The organism is Paenibacillus foliorum (assembly GCF_013141765.1).
In the GTDB taxonomy this organism is placed as follows: domain Bacteria; phylum Bacillota; class Bacilli; order Paenibacillales; family NBRC-103111; genus Paenibacillus_S; species Paenibacillus_S foliorum.
The window spans coordinates 1-16476 of record NZ_WHOD01000102.1 but is presented as its reverse complement, the minus strand read 5'-3'; the positions used below and the strand labels follow the sequence as shown (position 1 = coordinate 16476).

18 protein-coding genes are annotated in these 16476 nt (G+C 45.6%); 13 read left to right on the top strand and 5 right to left on the bottom strand.

The window, feature by feature from the left end:
* Positions 1-34 precede the first annotated feature (34 nt).
* From GC093_RS26845 to GC093_RS26820, 6 genes are read left to right on the top strand one after another with little or no spacing between them, the layout of a single operon-like run.
* Positions 35-907, top strand: coding sequence for a substrate-binding periplasmic protein (locus tag GC093_RS26845; RefSeq protein ID WP_171655003.1), 873 nt, complete (start codon positions 35-37; stop codon positions 905-907).
* Positions 908-938: 31 nt separating this feature from the next.
* Positions 939-1589, top strand: a complete 651-nt coding sequence (locus GC093_RS26840) for an amino acid ABC transporter permease (RefSeq protein WP_171655002.1) — start codon at positions 939-941, stop codon at positions 1587-1589.
* Positions 1590-1599: 10 nt separating this feature from the next.
* Positions 1600-2379: an amino acid ABC transporter ATP-binding protein gene (locus GC093_RS26835; RefSeq protein WP_171655001.1), complete on the top strand. Its 780-nt coding sequence runs from the start codon at positions 1600-1602 to the stop codon at positions 2377-2379.
* A gap of 1 nt (position 2380) precedes the next feature.
* Positions 2381-3283, top strand: coding sequence for a nitrilase-related carbon-nitrogen hydrolase (locus GC093_RS26830; RefSeq protein ID WP_171655000.1), 903 nt, complete (start codon positions 2381-2383; stop codon positions 3281-3283).
* Positions 3284-3303: 20 nt separating this feature from the next.
* Positions 3304-4062 (top strand): sulfite exporter TauE/SafE family protein, encoded by a 759-nt coding sequence (locus GC093_RS26825; RefSeq protein WP_171654999.1) that lies wholly within the window; start codon positions 3304-3306, stop codon positions 4060-4062.
* Positions 4063-4090: 28 nt separating this feature from the next.
* On the top strand, positions 4091-4567 hold the full coding sequence (locus GC093_RS26820) for a NanQ anomerase/TabA/YiaL family protein (protein WP_171654998.1): 477 nt from the start codon (positions 4091-4093) through the stop codon (positions 4565-4567).
* Positions 4568-4683: 116 nt separating this feature from the next.
* Here GC093_RS26820 and GC093_RS26815 read toward each other — a convergent pair whose 3' ends face one another.
* From GC093_RS26815 to GC093_RS26805, 3 genes are all read right to left on the bottom strand, one after another.
* Positions 4684-4998, bottom strand: a complete 315-nt coding sequence (locus GC093_RS26815; RefSeq protein WP_171654987.1) for a hypothetical protein — start codon at positions 4996-4998, stop codon at positions 4684-4686.
* Positions 4999-5012: 14 nt separating this feature from the next.
* Complete coding sequence (locus tag GC093_RS26810) at positions 5013-5177, bottom strand: hypothetical protein (RefSeq protein ID WP_171654986.1); 165 nt, start codon at positions 5175-5177, stop codon at positions 5013-5015.
* 409 nt (positions 5178-5586) lie between these two features.
* Positions 5587-6033 carry a hypothetical protein gene (locus GC093_RS26805; protein WP_171654997.1) on the bottom strand — a complete coding sequence of 149 codons (447 nt, stop codon included), beginning with the start codon at positions 6031-6033 and terminating at the stop codon, positions 5587-5589.
* 227 nt (positions 6034-6260) lie between these two features.
* Here GC093_RS26805 and GC093_RS26800 point away from each other — a divergent pair, with 227 nt between their 5' ends.
* The 5 genes from GC093_RS26800 (at position 6261) to GC093_RS26780 (ending at position 9447) form a co-directional block, all read left to right on the top strand.
* The gene (locus GC093_RS26800) at positions 6261-6689 is read left to right on the top strand and encodes a MarR family winged helix-turn-helix transcriptional regulator (RefSeq protein WP_171654996.1); all 429 of its coding nucleotides are present in this window, start codon (positions 6261-6263) and stop codon (positions 6687-6689) included.
* Between the two features lie 92 nt (positions 6690-6781).
* Entirely contained in the window at positions 6782-7642 is an 861-nt protein-coding gene (locus tag GC093_RS26795; RefSeq protein ID WP_171654995.1) for an NmrA family NAD(P)-binding protein, read from the top strand.
* Position 7643: 1 nt separating this feature from the next.
* Entirely contained in the window at positions 7644-8132 is a 489-nt protein-coding gene (locus tag GC093_RS26790) for an anthrone oxygenase family protein (RefSeq protein ID WP_171654994.1), read from the top strand.
* A 191-nt stretch (positions 8133-8323) separates the two neighbouring features.
* Complete coding sequence (locus tag GC093_RS26785; protein ID WP_171654993.1) at positions 8324-8776, top strand: VOC family protein; 453 nt, start codon at positions 8324-8326, stop codon at positions 8774-8776.
* Between the two features lie 86 nt (positions 8777-8862).
* A complete protein-coding gene (locus GC093_RS26780; protein ID WP_171655151.1) occupies positions 8863-9447 on the top strand; it encodes a TetR/AcrR family transcriptional regulator in 585 nt (194 codons plus the stop codon).
* A 79-nt stretch (positions 9448-9526) separates the two neighbouring features.
* Here GC093_RS26780 and GC093_RS26775 read toward each other — a convergent pair whose 3' ends face one another.
* Positions 9527-10420 (bottom strand): pentapeptide repeat-containing protein, encoded by an 894-nt coding sequence (locus tag GC093_RS26775; RefSeq protein WP_171654992.1) that lies wholly within the window; start codon positions 10418-10420, stop codon positions 9527-9529.
* Between the two features lie 112 nt (positions 10421-10532).
* A complete protein-coding gene (locus GC093_RS26770) occupies positions 10533-11174 on the bottom strand; it encodes a DUF2306 domain-containing protein (protein ID WP_171654991.1) in 642 nt (213 codons plus the stop codon).
* Positions 11175-11414: 240 nt separating this feature from the next.
* Between GC093_RS26770 and GC093_RS26765 the strand changes: the two genes are divergently transcribed.
* Complete coding sequence (locus GC093_RS26765; protein ID WP_171654990.1) at positions 11415-11978, top strand: glycerol-3-phosphate responsive antiterminator; 564 nt, start codon at positions 11415-11417, stop codon at positions 11976-11978.
* 311 nt (positions 11979-12289) lie between these two features.
* On the top strand, positions 12290-16476 hold a 4187-nt coding region (locus GC093_RS26760; protein WP_171654989.1), incomplete at its 3' end, for a glycerophosphodiester phosphodiesterase family protein.

Below are 16476 nucleotides of genomic sequence, written 5' to 3'. Positions count from 1 at the left end.
TAAGGACACTAAACATAACGAGGAGCTGGGGAGTATGAAGAAGCTAAGAATAACAAGTATCCTGATGGTGATTGCGGCACTATGGTTTGTAACGGCATGCGGATCGAAGCCAGCAACGACGGAAACATCAGGGAAAACGTCTGAGAAGCCAGCAGCCTCGGCAGCGGCGCCATCAGCCACAAGCAAAGCAAAGTCTACTGCAGTAGAAGACATCAAGAAGAAAGGTAAATTGATCATCGCGACAAGCGGAAACTTTCGTCCTATTACATTCATGAATGAACAAAGTCAAATTGCAGGCTTGGATATCGATATTGGCAACATGATCGCAGAGAAGCTTGGTGTTAAAGCAGAATTTGTTCCAGGGAACATATCCGGATTGATTCCAGGTCTGATTGCAGGGAAATTTGATTTGGTTATGTCGGGTCTCACAGCTACAGACGAAAGAAAGAAAATCATTGATTTCTCAGTTCCTTACGGTAAAGACGGTACCATTGCTGCTACATTGCAGGACAATAATAAGGTTCAAGATACTACGAAGCTTGAAGGTCTTGTTGTTGGAGTCATTGGAGGATCAGGAACCCATTCGGTTATTAAGGAAATCGGCGGCTACAAAGAGTTGAAAGAGTATCCAGGAAATGCGGAGGCTTTTACGGATTTGAAAGCAGGCAGAATCGACACCTATGCTGTGGGTAACATTGCGGCAAAAGATTATATCAAGAACGATAAAAGCGATAAGCCTCTGAAGCTGGTAGGTGAAGTTGCAGCAATTAAACCAATGGGTGTAGGTATTAAAAAAGGTGAAGATGAATTAAGGGCTATTATCGATGCGCTGATAGAAGAAAAGCTGAAGGATGGAACGATTGATAAATTGGCAACGAAATGGGTCGGCGCGCCGCTTCCGAAGTAAGGAAAAAATTTGTAGAAAATGAGTGATCCATATGGACTGGGATATTGTATCCAATTATTTCACCCTCTATCTGGAGGGGGCGCTGACGACTTTTCGAATTTCCATACTTGCTATCCTGTGTTCGACCGTGCTTGGGTACTTTATCGCCTTGATGAGACTATCTAGTGTTAGTGCAGTTCGCGGTGTTGCATTCGTGTATGTATGGGTGCTGCGGGGAACGCCGCTCATGCTAACCTTGTTTTGGCTGTATTATGCTACACCATTCGGACTCACACTGACAGCATTTACGGCAGGCTTGGCGGCAATGACCATTAATTCAGCTTCCTTCAAGTCGGAAATTATACGGGCTGGCCTGATGTCTGTAGATAAAGGGCAGTTGGAGGCTGCAGATTCGGTTGGGATGAATCCGTTACAAAAAATGTTTAGAGTAACGATTCCTCAATCCGTACGTTTGGTTACTCCGCCGTATATTAACAACTGCGTCATTATGCTGAAGGAATCGGCTCAAGTATCCATTATTACGGTGCCTGATCTCATGCTGGCTGCACAAAGAGCCTACAACAGTACGTATAGTGTGGCGGAAACGCTCGGTGTGGCCGGCGCGATTTATTTAACCATGACAAGCGGCATCATGCTGTTTCAGTACTTCATTGAAAAAAAGCTAAGAATGGTGAAGAAGTAGGAGGGCTAGTATGATTAAAATCCGTCAACTGAGCAAAGTGTTCCATAACAAAACGGTTTTGGACCAAATCAATCTGGATATCCGTGAAGGGGAGGTAGTGTCCATCATTGGACCTAGCGGAGCGGGGAAAAGCACGCTGCTTCGCTGCCTTAACCTGCTGGAAGTACCCTCCTCAGGTGAAATTTCCGTAAATGCGAAGCAAGTCGAGTATAAGACAAACTCCCGTGGGCGGCTAACCTTTTTATCGCAAATGAAGCTCACCTGGCTGCGCTCGGAAGTTAGCATGGTCTTCCAGCAATTCAATTTATGGCCTAACAAAACGGTGCTGCAAAATGTGATAGAAGGCCCGTGTACGGTAAAGAAAGTGCCTCGTCAGGAAGCGGAGGCTAAAGCTAAGAAGCTGCTTGCGAAAGTCGGCCTGCTGGAGAAAATTCACGAATATCCGGCTAATCTGTCCGGAGGCCAGCAGCAGCGTGTTGCCATAGCCCGAGCTTTGGCGATGGAGCCCAAGGTGATTTTATTCGATGAGCCTACATCGGCGCTTGATCCTGAGCTTGTCCATGAGGTGTTGGATATTATGGTTAAGCTTGCTGGTGAGGGGATGACGATGGTAGTAGTTACTCATGAGATGAATTTTGCCCGCAATGTTTCGGATCGTGTGCTTTTTATGGAGGATGGAAAAATTACGAAAAGCGGGAAGCCTGAAGAAGTATTTTGTACAACCAATCCAAGAATGAATCAATTTCTTCGTAATATTAATCATACGGTCGAACTGAGAGGGGTCAACTGAGATGAAAGTCGCGAGCAGCCAGTACCGTGCTAGAAAGCTGAAGTCTATCCAGGATTTCGAGGATCATGTAAGATGGCATGTGCAATCTGCCAAAGAGCAAGGGGCGGAGTTGCTGCTTCTGCCGGAGTTTTTTGCCATAGAGCTTATAACCTTGCATAGCTTTGAAATTAGAAATACCGCTGATATCACGAAAATTTTTGAGTGGTTTGGCAAAGAATATACAAGCTACTTAAAACAATTATGCGGAAGCTTGGCTAAAGAATATCAAATTACACTCGCCGCAGGGACACACTTTACGTATCATGTGGAGGATGGCTGTTATTATAATACCGCATTCCTGTTTGCGCCGGACGGAGTTGTCTTTGAGCAAAATAAGATTCATCCGTCCTATGAAATGGTGTATAACAAAGAATTAACGACACCTGGGAAAAAACTCGATATTTTTGAGATCAATGGAGTTAAATACGGAATAGCGATCTGTTATGACAATTCATTTCCCGAAGTTGCTCGAATTTTAAGTCAGATGGGCGCTGATGTAATTCTTGCTCCAACAGCCTGCTTGGATGAATGGGGGCAAAGCCGTAATATTTTATTTGCTCAAGCGCGTGCATCCGAGAACCAAGTTTATGTTATCAACAGCCATCTGATAGGCGCAATCCCCTTCCCGAACCATATTCCTTATGGCTTTACTTTTACAGGAAAGAGCGGAATATATTCACCCATACAACCTATGATTGGGACTGCGAATGCCATTGTGAGTCAAGGGGAAGCGAATGTGGAAATGGTTGTTGTCGGAGACATTGACCTCGATTATTTGAAATTCATTCGTGAAAATGGGCATAACCGCAACCGTACCGATATGAGAACGTCCTTTTATCAGCAATACGCATATCAAACGACCTAACAAGAAAGTAGCTGGAGAAAGTGGCCATTCTATCAACGATGCTTCTCATGGGAATAATCCTGGGCTTTGCTGGAACTGGAGGTTCAGGATTTATAATCGGAATTTTGGTGGCTGTCTTCCACATACCTGTGCATACCGCGCTCGGAACCTCTATTGCGGCTATGGTATTCACGACTTTATCGGGATCAGTCAGCCACTTCAAAGAAGGGAATGCGCGGCTGCGCTCCGGACTTATTATCGGAGCTTTCGGAGCAGGCGGCGCTTATGCGGGAACCTTCGTCGCACGAATGATTGCAGCTGAACAGCTTGTATGGCTAACTAGCGGCATGCTGTTTTTATCGGGGCTGCTCATATGGTTTCGGACAAGCAAGCTGTTTCCTGCGAACCGTGAAGCTGCAACTGAGGGGAAGGATGTTACGGGTGATTCCTCCTTCTGGATAAAGGCATGCTTAACCGGCTTGATTACTGGATCGCTCTCCGGAATTTTCGGCATCGGATCTACACCATTTATTCAACTGGCTTTGCTCATTTGGTTCGGGTTTCCTCTTCGTCAGGCGGTGGGAACGACGATGGTGGTCATTTTGCCTATAGCACTGTTTGGCTCTATCGGTTTCTTTCAGGCAGGTTACTTGGACTTTGTATTGTTAGCTCAAGTAGTGGCAGGCACCATGATCGGCTCCTATATTGGCGCGAAGTTTACCAAGCGTGCGCCGCAGCTGCTGTTGCGCAGTGCGATGATTGTAACTCCAATGGTTGGAGCTTTGCTGATGCTTGTTTAAATATAAGGTGCTTGGGGGAGAAAAGCTTATGCTTATTGGTGATTTCAAGAGATGGGGATCGGATCAATGCTTGTTATCTCCGAAGCTTGTGGGAGTGTTGGACTATCTCCGCTCCCTTTCCTTCGAGCAAATGGATGATGGGGTATATCCGGTAGGCGAGGCTGGCATCTATCTAATTGTAAAAACAGCAGAAACCTTCCCTTTCGAAGAAATGCGGCCTGAGCATCATGAACGATTTATTGATATTCACTATATGATCTCAGGTGCGGAGAAGATAGGCTTCGCCAGGACTAACGAGAGTAATAAGTCAGTTGAGGTTACGCCCCCTGTAGAGGATCACATGTTTTTTGACTCTGTGGAACAAGAGATAGAGCTGATCCTGTATCCCGGACAGTACGCTGTGTTTATGCCGTCCGATCTCCATCGTCCGTGGTGCAGCGCACATGGAACGCGTTCAGTAAGAAAAGCTCTGTTGAAGATCCCTGTGAGTGAAATGGAACGGTAAAAAGTCGTCTCGATGAGGAGACGGCTTTTTGTCGCATGCAATTACTAATAATAGGTCGATAAATAATAAAGGCCAGTATCTCGCTGCAGCTGCAGTGAGTACCGGTCTATGTTAGTTTAATCCTCTCCATTGTATCCATTCAGCAGATCGGTGCCATGGAAAATTTCGGTTGGCGGTGCGGCTGGATCAACTGGAGTGCCCTCCTCAGCAACCAAATTGTCTTCCTGAAAGGACTCTTCGTCTTCGATAGTATCATTATGGAAAGGGTAATCATCTTCAAAATCATCCATTAGACTGTCTGGATCGCTTGCTGATGCTTGTCCGTACACCATGTCCATTAATGGTGTTGCCGCATCCTTGGGTGATAATTCTTGAATTTCCTCGGAGCGGCTTTCGTTGGATTTATTCAGCTCATTATTTTCCGCGGACATATGAAACACCTCCTTTAGTCTTCGTCATCCTGAAAAGCTTCTTGAACATTATCGACAATCTCGCTCACAGCCTCGCTAATCATATCTGTAGGCGCATGCTCTTCTTGTGCAGTGGAATCAGGAATACCTGCAGCGGTATTCGCTGATTCGGCGAAGTAAGCATCATTATTCTTTCTCAATGAGATCATCTCCTTATTGTTTATTAACCAGTTTTATCCTGTGCCAACACGGTTTTAATTATTCTAGAAAAAAATTGTTTGTGGATTTAGTAATTTATTCATGTTAAAATGGAAAACTCTTGTCTGTGACAGGTGGATATAAAAGTCTTATTTTAAGGAAAGGAAGACATTATATCCACAAGGTTATGCACAGTATTAACAGTTGCTCACATCAATCTGTGTATATGTTTGTTGAAACTAATAACATATCCACAGATAAGGTTATCCACAGGGCGGAAAACATCTTTTATTAACTTGTGCACAACTGAAATCATTAGGTTCATCCATACGTGTACAGGTATTATTTAATTGCAGTTATGAGCATAAAAATTAAAAAAAGACGGCTCAATTAAATGAGCAGCGCCTTTTTCTACTTAGATTCGGTTATTTTAAAGATCCCCGTTCCCTTACTTATGTGGTTACCCTCAAGCCAGTCCACTTCCATAGAAATAGGTGTGTTGATGGGCAAGGTTAAATCAGCTAATGATATTTTTTCATGGGGATCTAATTTTGAAACCACAGTTTTTGAATCTGCTTTTACCGTAGGACTTGATAACTTTTCCTTACTATCTATTCTATAATATACCGTTACATTAGTAACCGAAGCGTTTCCGGAATTAATAAATTCAATATCGTATCCTTGTTGTCCCAGTGTATTGGTCCTCGGCACCATCGCTAATTTCCAATTGTCTAATCCATCTTGCTTTGTAAGCTCGGTAACAACGGAACGAACCTCGTAATCCGTGCTAGCGGTGTTTTTTGAACAACCCGTGAGAATTACAAGTAGACAAACCAGTAATATAGACCATTTTCTCAATCCGTTTATCCCCCCTTTTTTCTTAGTACTATCTTAATAAAAGGATGGGTATTTCCCTCTATTTTCCAAGTTCATTGCTTCTGTCAAATATACAGCATACAGCAGCTGCCATCAAGTTGGTTGGGGTTGTGATTGTTGGAGGAAAAAATAAATCAGACTTTACAATATTTTGAAAATATATTATATTTGTATGCGCAAGCAATATTTCTTGGAATGAGGCTGTAACAATGCTTGGGACCTATTTAAAAGAATGCCTGTACTTCACTGCGAATCGATTGGGTAGAGTAATTACCAAAATGGCAGAAGATGAGTTTGCCACAAGCGGTTTGTCACCAACTTCTGCTTTTTTATTAATGGCCGTTTTTGAAAAGGAAGGGATTTCACAGAAAGAGCTAGGTGAAATTCTCCATCTTCAACCTTCAACAGTGACCCGTCTTATTGAGAAGCTTGTCATCAAAGGATTGATAACTAATCGTGTTGAAGGGCGGTTATCACTTATTTTTGCCACGGATAAAGGTAAAGCGCTAGATGAGACGATTAACGAGTGCTGGAATAATCTCCGTAAACGATACGCTGTATTATTGGGAGATAAGGAAGGTGATGACCTATCGCTTCTCCTCTATCAAGTTAGTGATCAATTAGAAAATATGGAATGACCTATCATTCTTTATTTAGATAAACATTTGCTTGCGCAAACAATTAATAATGAGTCAGTGTGAAAAATGATTTTACCTAAAGGAGAGATCTTATGAACAATGATGCAGGCAAGAAGGCAGTTGTCGAGGAGAAGAAGCCAACTTTGATTCTTGGCGGGACGGGTAAGACGGGTCGTCGTGTGGCGGAGCGGCTGATGGGGCTCAACTTGCCAATACGAATCGGTTCCCGCTCGGGCGAACCGTCCTTTGATTGGGAGAACCAATCAACCTGGGAATCGTCACTGCGGAATGTAGGAGCTGTGTATATAACGTATTACCCTGATCTTGCACTGCCAGGTGCCGCAGCAGCGATCGGTGCTTTCGCCGAACTGGCTGTAAAAAATGGGATCAAACGGCTGGTGTTATTGTCCGGCCGAGGCGAAGAAGAGGCTCAGCTTAGCGAGCAAGCATTGCAGGACTCGGGTGCTGACTGGACGATCCTGCGGGCGAGCTGGTTCTGCCAAAATTTCAGCGAAAATTTTCTGCTCGGATCGGTTCTCAGCGGTACAGTCGCTCTTCCGGCCGCGGATGTGGCGGAGCCGTTCATCGACGCTGAGGACATCGCCGATGTCGCAGTTGCGGCTTTGACTGAGGACGGACATATCGGTCAGCTCTACGAGTTGACCGGTCCGCGTGCGCTCACCTTCGCGGAAGCGACCGAAGAAATTGCCAAGGCAAGCGGCAGGAATGTCCGCTACGTGCAAGTCTCCACAGAGAAGTTCACGTCTGTGTTGGAACAGCAGGATTTACCGTCGGATATTATAGCGCTGCTGACCGATCTGTTCACTAAGGTTCTGGACGGTCGCAACTCCCACCTGACAGACGGCGTTCAACGTGCCCTGGGACGTGAGCCACGAGATTTTGCCGACTACGCTCGAGATGCGGCGGCTACTGGTGTCTGGTGGGAGGTTTGAGATGAGCGACCGCATGTTAAATAGCCTGACCTTTTTCTCGGCTCTGGGCTCAGGGTTGATTGCCGGAATATTCTTTGCCTTTTCAGTATTCGTGATGGCCGCCCTCTCCCGACTCCCAGCGGCACAAGGTATCGCAGCCATGCAGTCTATCAATGTCGTAATACTCAATACGGTGTTTGTTGTGGTATTTATAGGAACGGCCTTAGCGTCGGTAATCCTGGCGATCACCTCATTCTTCAGGTGGGGCGAAGCAGGTGCGACTTATCTGTTAGCAGGTAGCCTTATCTATCTCATCGGCTCCTTTATGGTGACTCTCGTGTTCAACGTGCCGCTGAACGACGCGCTCGCTGCTGTGGATCCAAACAGTGCCGATGGCGCCGATCTATGGATTCGTTACAACGTCAGTTGGACGGCCTGGAATCATGTGCGTACCCTAGCGACAATTGTAGCACTTACATCATTTATTATAGCGTTTCGACAGTGGGACTAGTAAACTTCTTGGATCGAATTTTCATCCTCTCTGATGGTGCAGAGCTACACTTGAAATGAAAGCTGCATAGTTTTAGGATATAACAAAGAACAGGCTGCTGCAGCGATCTGTTCTTTGTTTTTCTATATTTACATACATACTGTATGTATGTTAAATTGAATACTAATTACTTCCAAAGGAGTTGTTTACTTATGATAACGAGCAGTTTTTACCCTGTTATTCTGACGGAGAAGGTTGCGATGAGTGCACAGTTTTACACTACCTATTTTGGGTTTGATACGGTATATGAAGCAGACTGGTACGTGAGCCTGAAACTGTCTAAAGGTAAAGTTCCTTATGAATTGGCGCTCTTGGATGCTTCACACCCCACCATACCATCTATATATCGAAAAACGGTGCAGGGCTTAATACTCAATTTTGAAGTGGAAAATGTGGATGAGGAGTATAAAAGGCTGATTCAGGAGGAAAAGCTTCCGATGGAACTTGATATTAGGGACGAAGCGTTCGGGCAACGACATTTTATTACTTCGGATCCTAACGGCGTGTTGATTGATGTCATTCAAATCATTCCTCCTTCGGAAGCGGAAAGCGCTCAATATATTGAGAAGGTATGGTCAAATGATAAAGACAGCGGGGAAGCATGAGTGCAGCAATAGCTTTGAAGCATTATTTTGGGGTAGAATTGGCTTGTCATCTTTCCGATCACAAGAACAGGAGAAAGAAACAGATTATGAAAAGAAATAAAGAAGAAACTAGTGAAACCATTCACAAGATTATAGAAGTCGCCAGAAGTTATTTCACCGAACATGGCTATGCAGATTCGACTTTGGAGGATATCGCCAAAGAGGCTGAATTAACACGTGGGAGCATATATCATCATTTCAGAAATAAAAAAGGTCTCTTTCATATCGTGCTGGAATCGGTACAGAAAGAAATTGCTGAACGAATTGAAACAGAAGCAGCTAAAAGTGATGATGTTTGGGAGCAATTGTTTTTTGGTTGCCGCGCATTTGTCGCAGCTGCAGTTGAACCTCGAAACAAGCGAGTCCTGCTTATAGACGGTCCTGCAGTTTTGGGATGGGAGGCTTGGCGTATCATGGACGAGCACAACTCGATGCGGCTGCTTCGCGGACAGCTTCAAATCATGGAGCAGCAAGGATGCCTGAAGCCTGTGTCTATCGATGCAATGACCCATTGTCTTTCAGGTGCTCTGAACGAATCAGCGCTATGGATTGCACAAATGCCCGATTACCAACAATCATTAGAGGCAACTATGAGTGTTATTTCCCATATTTTGAACGGATTTAGAAAGTGAAACGATTAGAGAGAAATAAAGCGGCTGGTTCGGCGTAATGGCATTCTGACATCGGTACTTGATCGTCTCGCCATAAGCTTCATGTGCTCGCTTTATGCTCCGAAGATGACCAGTGTGTTGGACGTGTGAGTGACGTCGGCAGCTTGGTATAGACATCTCCCTTTGCCGCGTTGAGCTGGGCTTGGGTGAGAAAGATACTGTCGGTGAGGTCGGCAGCCCTGAGGTCAGCGTCCCGGAAATCAGCCCCGATGAGGTCAGCCCCTCTAAGGTCGGCGCCTCTGAGGTCAGCTGCAATAAGGTAGGCTCCTCTCAAATTGGCACCTCTAAGGTCCGCACCTCTCAGTTTGGCACCGATAAGGTCTGCCCCACGGTTGTAGATCTTCGGATGACCTGAGGCACCCTTCTGCCGATGGACTTCGGCTCGCACGAGTTCACTGGTACGCAGGAGCAAAGCATTGACCTCTGCTCGGTGTGCTGTCACATCCAGCTTCATGATTGAATCAGGATCGAGATGAGTGATGCGTTCCGTCTTGTCGAGCGCCAAGCTGAGCGCTTCATGGATCGGACTGGCCGATTGCAGCGTTAGCGCCTCGGTCAGATACCAGAGGAGCTCATGGAGCTGCCGCATGATGGGGAATACATGAAACATTTGTTTCGCGGCTTCTGGGGCATGCTGCCAGTTGAGTCCACCGAAGGTAACTCGAGAGACCTTTTGCCCTGCGCCGAAGCAGTCATAAACGGTGCAGCCTCGAAAGCCAAGCTGCCTGAGACTGCTGTGAACGCTGCAACGGAAGTCCGATTGCAGGTTTGGGCAAGGCTGCCCGGCATCCTTGTCGGTTGCGAAGTCTACCGAAGCTGCGAAGGGTAACGCAACACAGCATAAGCCGAAGCAGTTCTCGCAGTCAGCTTGGAGACTACTGTGGCTACGACTGCTGTCGAGGGAAGATCCTGAATATTCGTGATTCTCAGACATTTAGTAGTCTCCTTCTGCTCCATCGTCTTTCCATACTTGTATAGTCTAATCTAAAGCAAATCTGCGGTAGGATGATAGGTATTTTTCTTATATAAATAATTTTATGCAATACTTACCTGGACATCCTGCCGCTACGCTTGGAACGCAGACGAATCATAGCTTCGATAAAGAGAAGGTTCGGAATCCAGCATAACCAAGCCACCACTTGATAAGCTTGAACAAAGCTGCCATGATAAATGACAATCAGCAAGGGTAGCCATATTCTTAGTGTGACGGCTGCGAATGTGAGCGCATAGCTGCGCAGCATCCATTCCTTGTGGGCTTGGGTATTTTTCTCTAAAATTTTGAATACGCTGATCCACGTGGCGCCAACCCATAGTATATCCAGCAGCAGGAAGCCGAGCCCAGAAATCCACCCGCCCGTAGCGTACATGGACAAATAAAGATTAACGAGTCCGCTGATAGTAACGGCTCCAACATAAACGATCCCAAGCAATCGATGTCGACTAAGCGGCTTGGTGCCCCTTGGTTTCAAAAATAATTGGAACGGACCGATAACCAGAGCCAGTACAGCCGTCACGATATGGGTATAAAGGGCATAAATCCACGGATCCAAGTGAAAATCCGGGTTCCTCAGCTTGATCGAAATGAGTCCGGCTTTTTGGGGGGCGAAGAACCCGTACTGAATGATTGCGTAAGCGCTTATTGCTAAAGCCAATACAATAACTAGCGTTCTTATCGCGGTCTTACTCATCTGTGTTCCTCCTCAGTATTTTTCTTACTTAGACGATTATTTGCTCAGCTTCCCTTCAAAAGCTGAATAATGGCTTAACACCCTAGCCTTGAGTACGTAAGTACGAAGGCTATTTAGTAATTCCGGCTTCGTACATAAATTTTTATTTTATATGTCAGGTTAACATTCCAAAAACAATTGTCTGTTAAGTTATTAAAGCGAAGACATTGTAATTATTATTTTAAGGAGTGAAACAGGACTATGAAGCAGGATTTGCACAATTATTGGGGTACTAGAAAAATCATTCCTGCCGTGCGGAAGCCAGAGGATTTAGAGGCGGCATGCCGTGGTAAGTGGCCGGTAGTATTTTTACTGATCGGTGATTTGTTTACAGTGGAGGATTATGTAAGTCGAGCGCTTCGGGCAGGCAAGAATGTGTTCTTGCACGTAGATTTTATAACGGGACTGGGCGGGGATCCGATTGTTATGAAGTATATTGCAGAGCGTATACGCCCCACAGGTATTATTTCAACCAAGAGTCATTTTATAAAGCATGCTAAAAAGAATGGTCTATTGGCGATTCAGAGGTTATTTCTGATTGACACTTCGGCATTGGAGCATGGAATCCATAATATCGAGCAGAGTGAGCCGGATGCGGTTGAGATTATGCCGGGACTCATTCCAAGTGTTATTACTAGACTGAAAGATACCATTTCACTGCCGATTATAGCGGGCGGATTGATTCAGGAGCCTAGTGAAATTGAAACCGCTTTGCAGGCAGGTGCCAGTGCAGTATCTATGGGAAGTAAACGGCTCTGGACGTAGCGATGCAGGAAAGGATAGATTTACAATTTTTTCATATGTGGTTGATGTTCCGATAACAATACGCTGATAAAGTATGTTTAGTAGGTGACAAATGAATAGACGAGGGTACGAGTCGAGGAGAAAACCCTTTTATACAGCAGATGGAATAGCCCTGTTGGGCGCGAGATTTCCGTTTGATGGATAGAAGGGTTATTTGTGTTTCTTTGCGACCGAACAAAGGGAGGGATGGGGGGATTTATATACCCTAGATTAATGAATAAGCATGTTTCATGAATCATACATAACCCAATGGAAGGAATGAATGGAGAACCATGAACAAAAGGATCGCAAAGCTTTTACAAATGACAACCATAGCCGCTTTGATCAGCAGTTTGTTTCAACCAGCAGCCTACCTGCCACAAGCTCACGCGGCGGATGCGGGGAGGAAATCGCTGGAAGTCACCAGAACGTTAACAGCACCCGTAATCGACGGTAAGCTGGACGAATCCCTATGGAAGCTAGACCAGCCGTTAAGTGCCAAGGTTGGCCAAGGCACCTTCAAGGATTCCAAATTCGGCCTGCTGTGGGATAACCAATATTTATATATCGGGGTTCAAGCAGATGATGATAATCTGATTTCCAGCGCCACCGGCAGCTGGTTCGAACAGGATAACATCAATATATTCCTTGATCCAACACAGCATCAATCAGGTCCTTTTGCTAAGGATGACATGCAGATAGGTTTTGTGTACCAATCAGATACGACAACACCGGAATTCCATTTCGGTGCAGCACTAAACAATCATAGCGGCAAGGATGAGAAGAAAATTCTCAGAGCGATCACGCAGACAGCTACGGGTTGGGCATCCGAAATAGCGGTACCATGGGATATGTTGAATTTTAATCCACTCCTTAAGAAGCAGCTGGGGCTTGAAATTAGCGCGACAGACCGGTACGGCTCCACATCGTCTGAACAAAGAACCAGCTACTGGAGCGCCTACAACTCTACATCATTTTGGAACGATACATCAGGCTATGGAAGTCTTACTCTTGTAGACAGTAATCCGGTTACCGGCAGTGTGAATCCGGTCCTGCTGCAGGATAATTTTGATAGCTATGCATCAGGGGCAATTCCGACTAACTGGACTTCCGATGTGAATGCTGGGAGTGATCCTTTTACAGTTGTTAAGGATACTTATGGTAATGGAAGATTGTCTTTTAACGGCAACGCCACAGGTAAACAGAGTCGAATCATAGCGCCTGTACAGTGGGACAACTACGTGATTGAAGCGGATGTGAGGTTCGATGCTTTCCTTAATACAGGAAGATGGGCGTCCATCATGTTCCGGGCGCCGTCCAACGGCAAGCCGACCTATTCCCAAATGGCCATTAAGCCAAATGGTATAATTGAGACAGCTTACCGAAAGGCCGACGGCAGTTGGGTATCGCCTATAAGCGCTACTGGAGCGACATTAGCAGTGAATAAGGATTACACGATGAAACTAAGGGTTTTTGACAATAACGTTAAGCAATACTTCAAAGTGAAAAGTGATGCAGCATTTACCCTTTACGGAGATAAAAATCTAACAGCTGATGTACTTCCGGAAAAAGGAAGAGTTGGCTTTCAAGGCGACCAGAGCAAGTTGTCCTTTGACAACTTTAAAGTAACGAGAATCACCGCTGATCGATTGGATGTGACGATGCCAGCTACGCTCGAAGCTTTGAGCGGAGAGACAAACGTAACAAGCAGCGTGTACTTCTCTGATGGGATTACTGAGTCACCTTCAGTGGATCGAGTGAAGCTTTATTCGATGGATGAGAGCATAATCAAGATTAGCAATAATAAAATTTATCCGCTTAAGCCAGGTAAAGTAACAATCAAGGCTGTGTACGCAAATGCAGAAGCTTCGAAAGAAATTACCGTGACACCATCCTTGTCAGGGGTTAAGGCAGTAACGCTAAAGCACGACGAGGGATATATATTGGCTGTAGCAGACCAAGCAATCAATCCTAATACGATCACACTGAAAGCTGAATTTAACGACTTGTCCACGGGGAACGTTGCTGGCGACCTAGTAGCCTGGAGTTCCACCAGCCCAGACATTGTGACTACAGGCGGGCAAATAGTAGTGAAGAAGAAGGGCGTCTATACCATCACCGGACAGAAGGATAACGCAACAGTGTCGATAATGGTTGTTGCTAAAGACGCTGGAGACGCAGAGTATGTGCTGTATGAGGAGAACTTTGATAACCTGGCGGCAGGTTCATTGCCTACAGGCTGGACAAGAAAGGAAGGAACAACCGCCTCAGCGGCTGTCGTGGCATCGGGAGCATTCGAGATGAATGCCAGCGCATCTCCCGACAATCCTTCCCGAGTGCTGCTTCCCTCTTACTTAGGCAGCTTTGGCAATTATAAGATTGAAGCGGATGTTACTCACTTAGCAGCCAACGACGCTGCAAGATGGCACTCTATCATGTACCGGATTCAGAATCATGATTACCCTTACTACCAAATGGCCGTAAGGAAGGATGCAACGGCGGTAAACGGAATTGAGTTTGCAGAGAGAACTCCTGCCAATGGGTGGAACGTCATAGATCGAGGCTCGAATACAGAAGCCATTGATCCGGCCAAAATGTATCATTATACCGTGAAGGTTCACGGAAATCGGGTTCAGGAATCGATCGACAACCGCATCATGGTTGATACGGATGCTGCTACTGCCTATACGAAAGGCGAAATCGGACTGCAATCTAACGGCAGTAAAATGAAAGTGGACAACATTCGCGTCACGCTGCAGCAGGATGCGCTGCCTCCAATACCGAACGGCCGTTTCGTTACGGTAGCCGAACCGGATACGCGCATTGCTATGGCAGCTTCGATTGTGACTGAGCTGCAAAGCGCTGAAGATGTGGCAAAGCTGAGCAGCCCTTCACTTCCTTCAACTGTCATCTTACATGTAGCTCCAGGATTAAAGGTGACTGATTCTACAGGGAAGACGGAAATCGGAAGTCTGGAATCGCTGCTTGGTACGATTGAGGGACGAATTATCCCGACTTTTTACGTGAAGGACGAGTCTACGGTAGATCAGCTAGTGGAGTATTTGAAAACGAACAATTGGGAGGATGCCGCTGTTGTTTCGGATAATGGAGAGCTGATCAAGCGGGCGAGAACGGCGTATCCGGTAATTCGCGGTATTGTGGACTTCAGTGCGGCAGAAGACTTGTCCAAGGATAAACTGCTGGATGTCCGTAGAAAAACGGCGGCTAGCCTTGCCAGAATTGCAATTTTACCGCAGAGTGTTTCTACCAGAGATAATGTATCCTATTTACAGGAACGTATGATCATGGTATGGACGAAGGATGTGGCCAGTCAGGCGGATAAAAATATCAATATGCATCAACTGATTACAACAGGCGTGAACGGAATAGTTACGGACGCACCAGCTACGGCGTTGAATGCCTTGAAGGTGTATTCCAAAAATACTACGCTCATCCGCAAGCCTTATATTATTGCTCATCGGGGGATGCCTTCTACTTCTCCTGAGAACACAATAGAAAGCAATAGATTGGGGCTGGAAGCGGGTGCGGAGTTTATCGAGAATGATATGTACCTGACCAAAGATGGACGTATCGCCATACTTCACGATGGCTCATTGGAGAGAACAACGAATGGAACCGGCAATATAGAGAATTACACGATGGAAGAATTGAAGAAGCTCAACGCTAACAAGCCTTTTCCAATTGGATTCCCTGATGTGAAGATTCCGACTCTGGATGAACAGATTGACCTGGCCAGAGAAAAGGGCGCAATGGTTATGGCAGAAATCAAGACATCAACGCCTGCTGCAGTAGACGCCTATGTTAAGCTCATCAAGGATATGAATGCTGAAGGTCTTGTGGATACAATGTCCTTTGACATGAATCAGCTAAAGCGAATGGCGGAGCTGATGCCTGAAATGCCACTCGGCTTACTGACTGGAGGCTATGCGAGTGAGACAAATGTTAACAAGTCACTGCGGGAAACGATAAAGCTTCTCCAGAGCTTGAATGCCTCATATAACACAAGCTATAGCGGTCTAGGCAAAAATTTCATGGAGGCGGCGAAACACCGAGGAATTATTATATCTCCATGGACCTTTAATAATAAAAATGATTTTATGAACTATATGAAGCTTGGCGTCTTCGGTATTACAACCGATTATGCTTCTTGGGCTTCATATTGGGCGGCCTCTATTAAGCCAGAGAAGGATCAGTACGACCTGGCTAAAGAAGAGAGCCTTTCCTTAAAAGCGATTGTTAAGTCATACAATGGGACAGAAATGACTATCGAACCGGAAGTTATTGTATTGGACGGACAGGATTCAATTGAACTGAATGGCAGCAGCGTCACCGCCAAGAAAGCGGGTGTTGCGCATGTGTTGTTGCGATACACGTCCACAATGGAAGTAAACAACACTTACGATATTTATACGCAGCCTGTCACCTTGAAAGTTGCAGGAGCAATTCCAGCAGCTCCAAC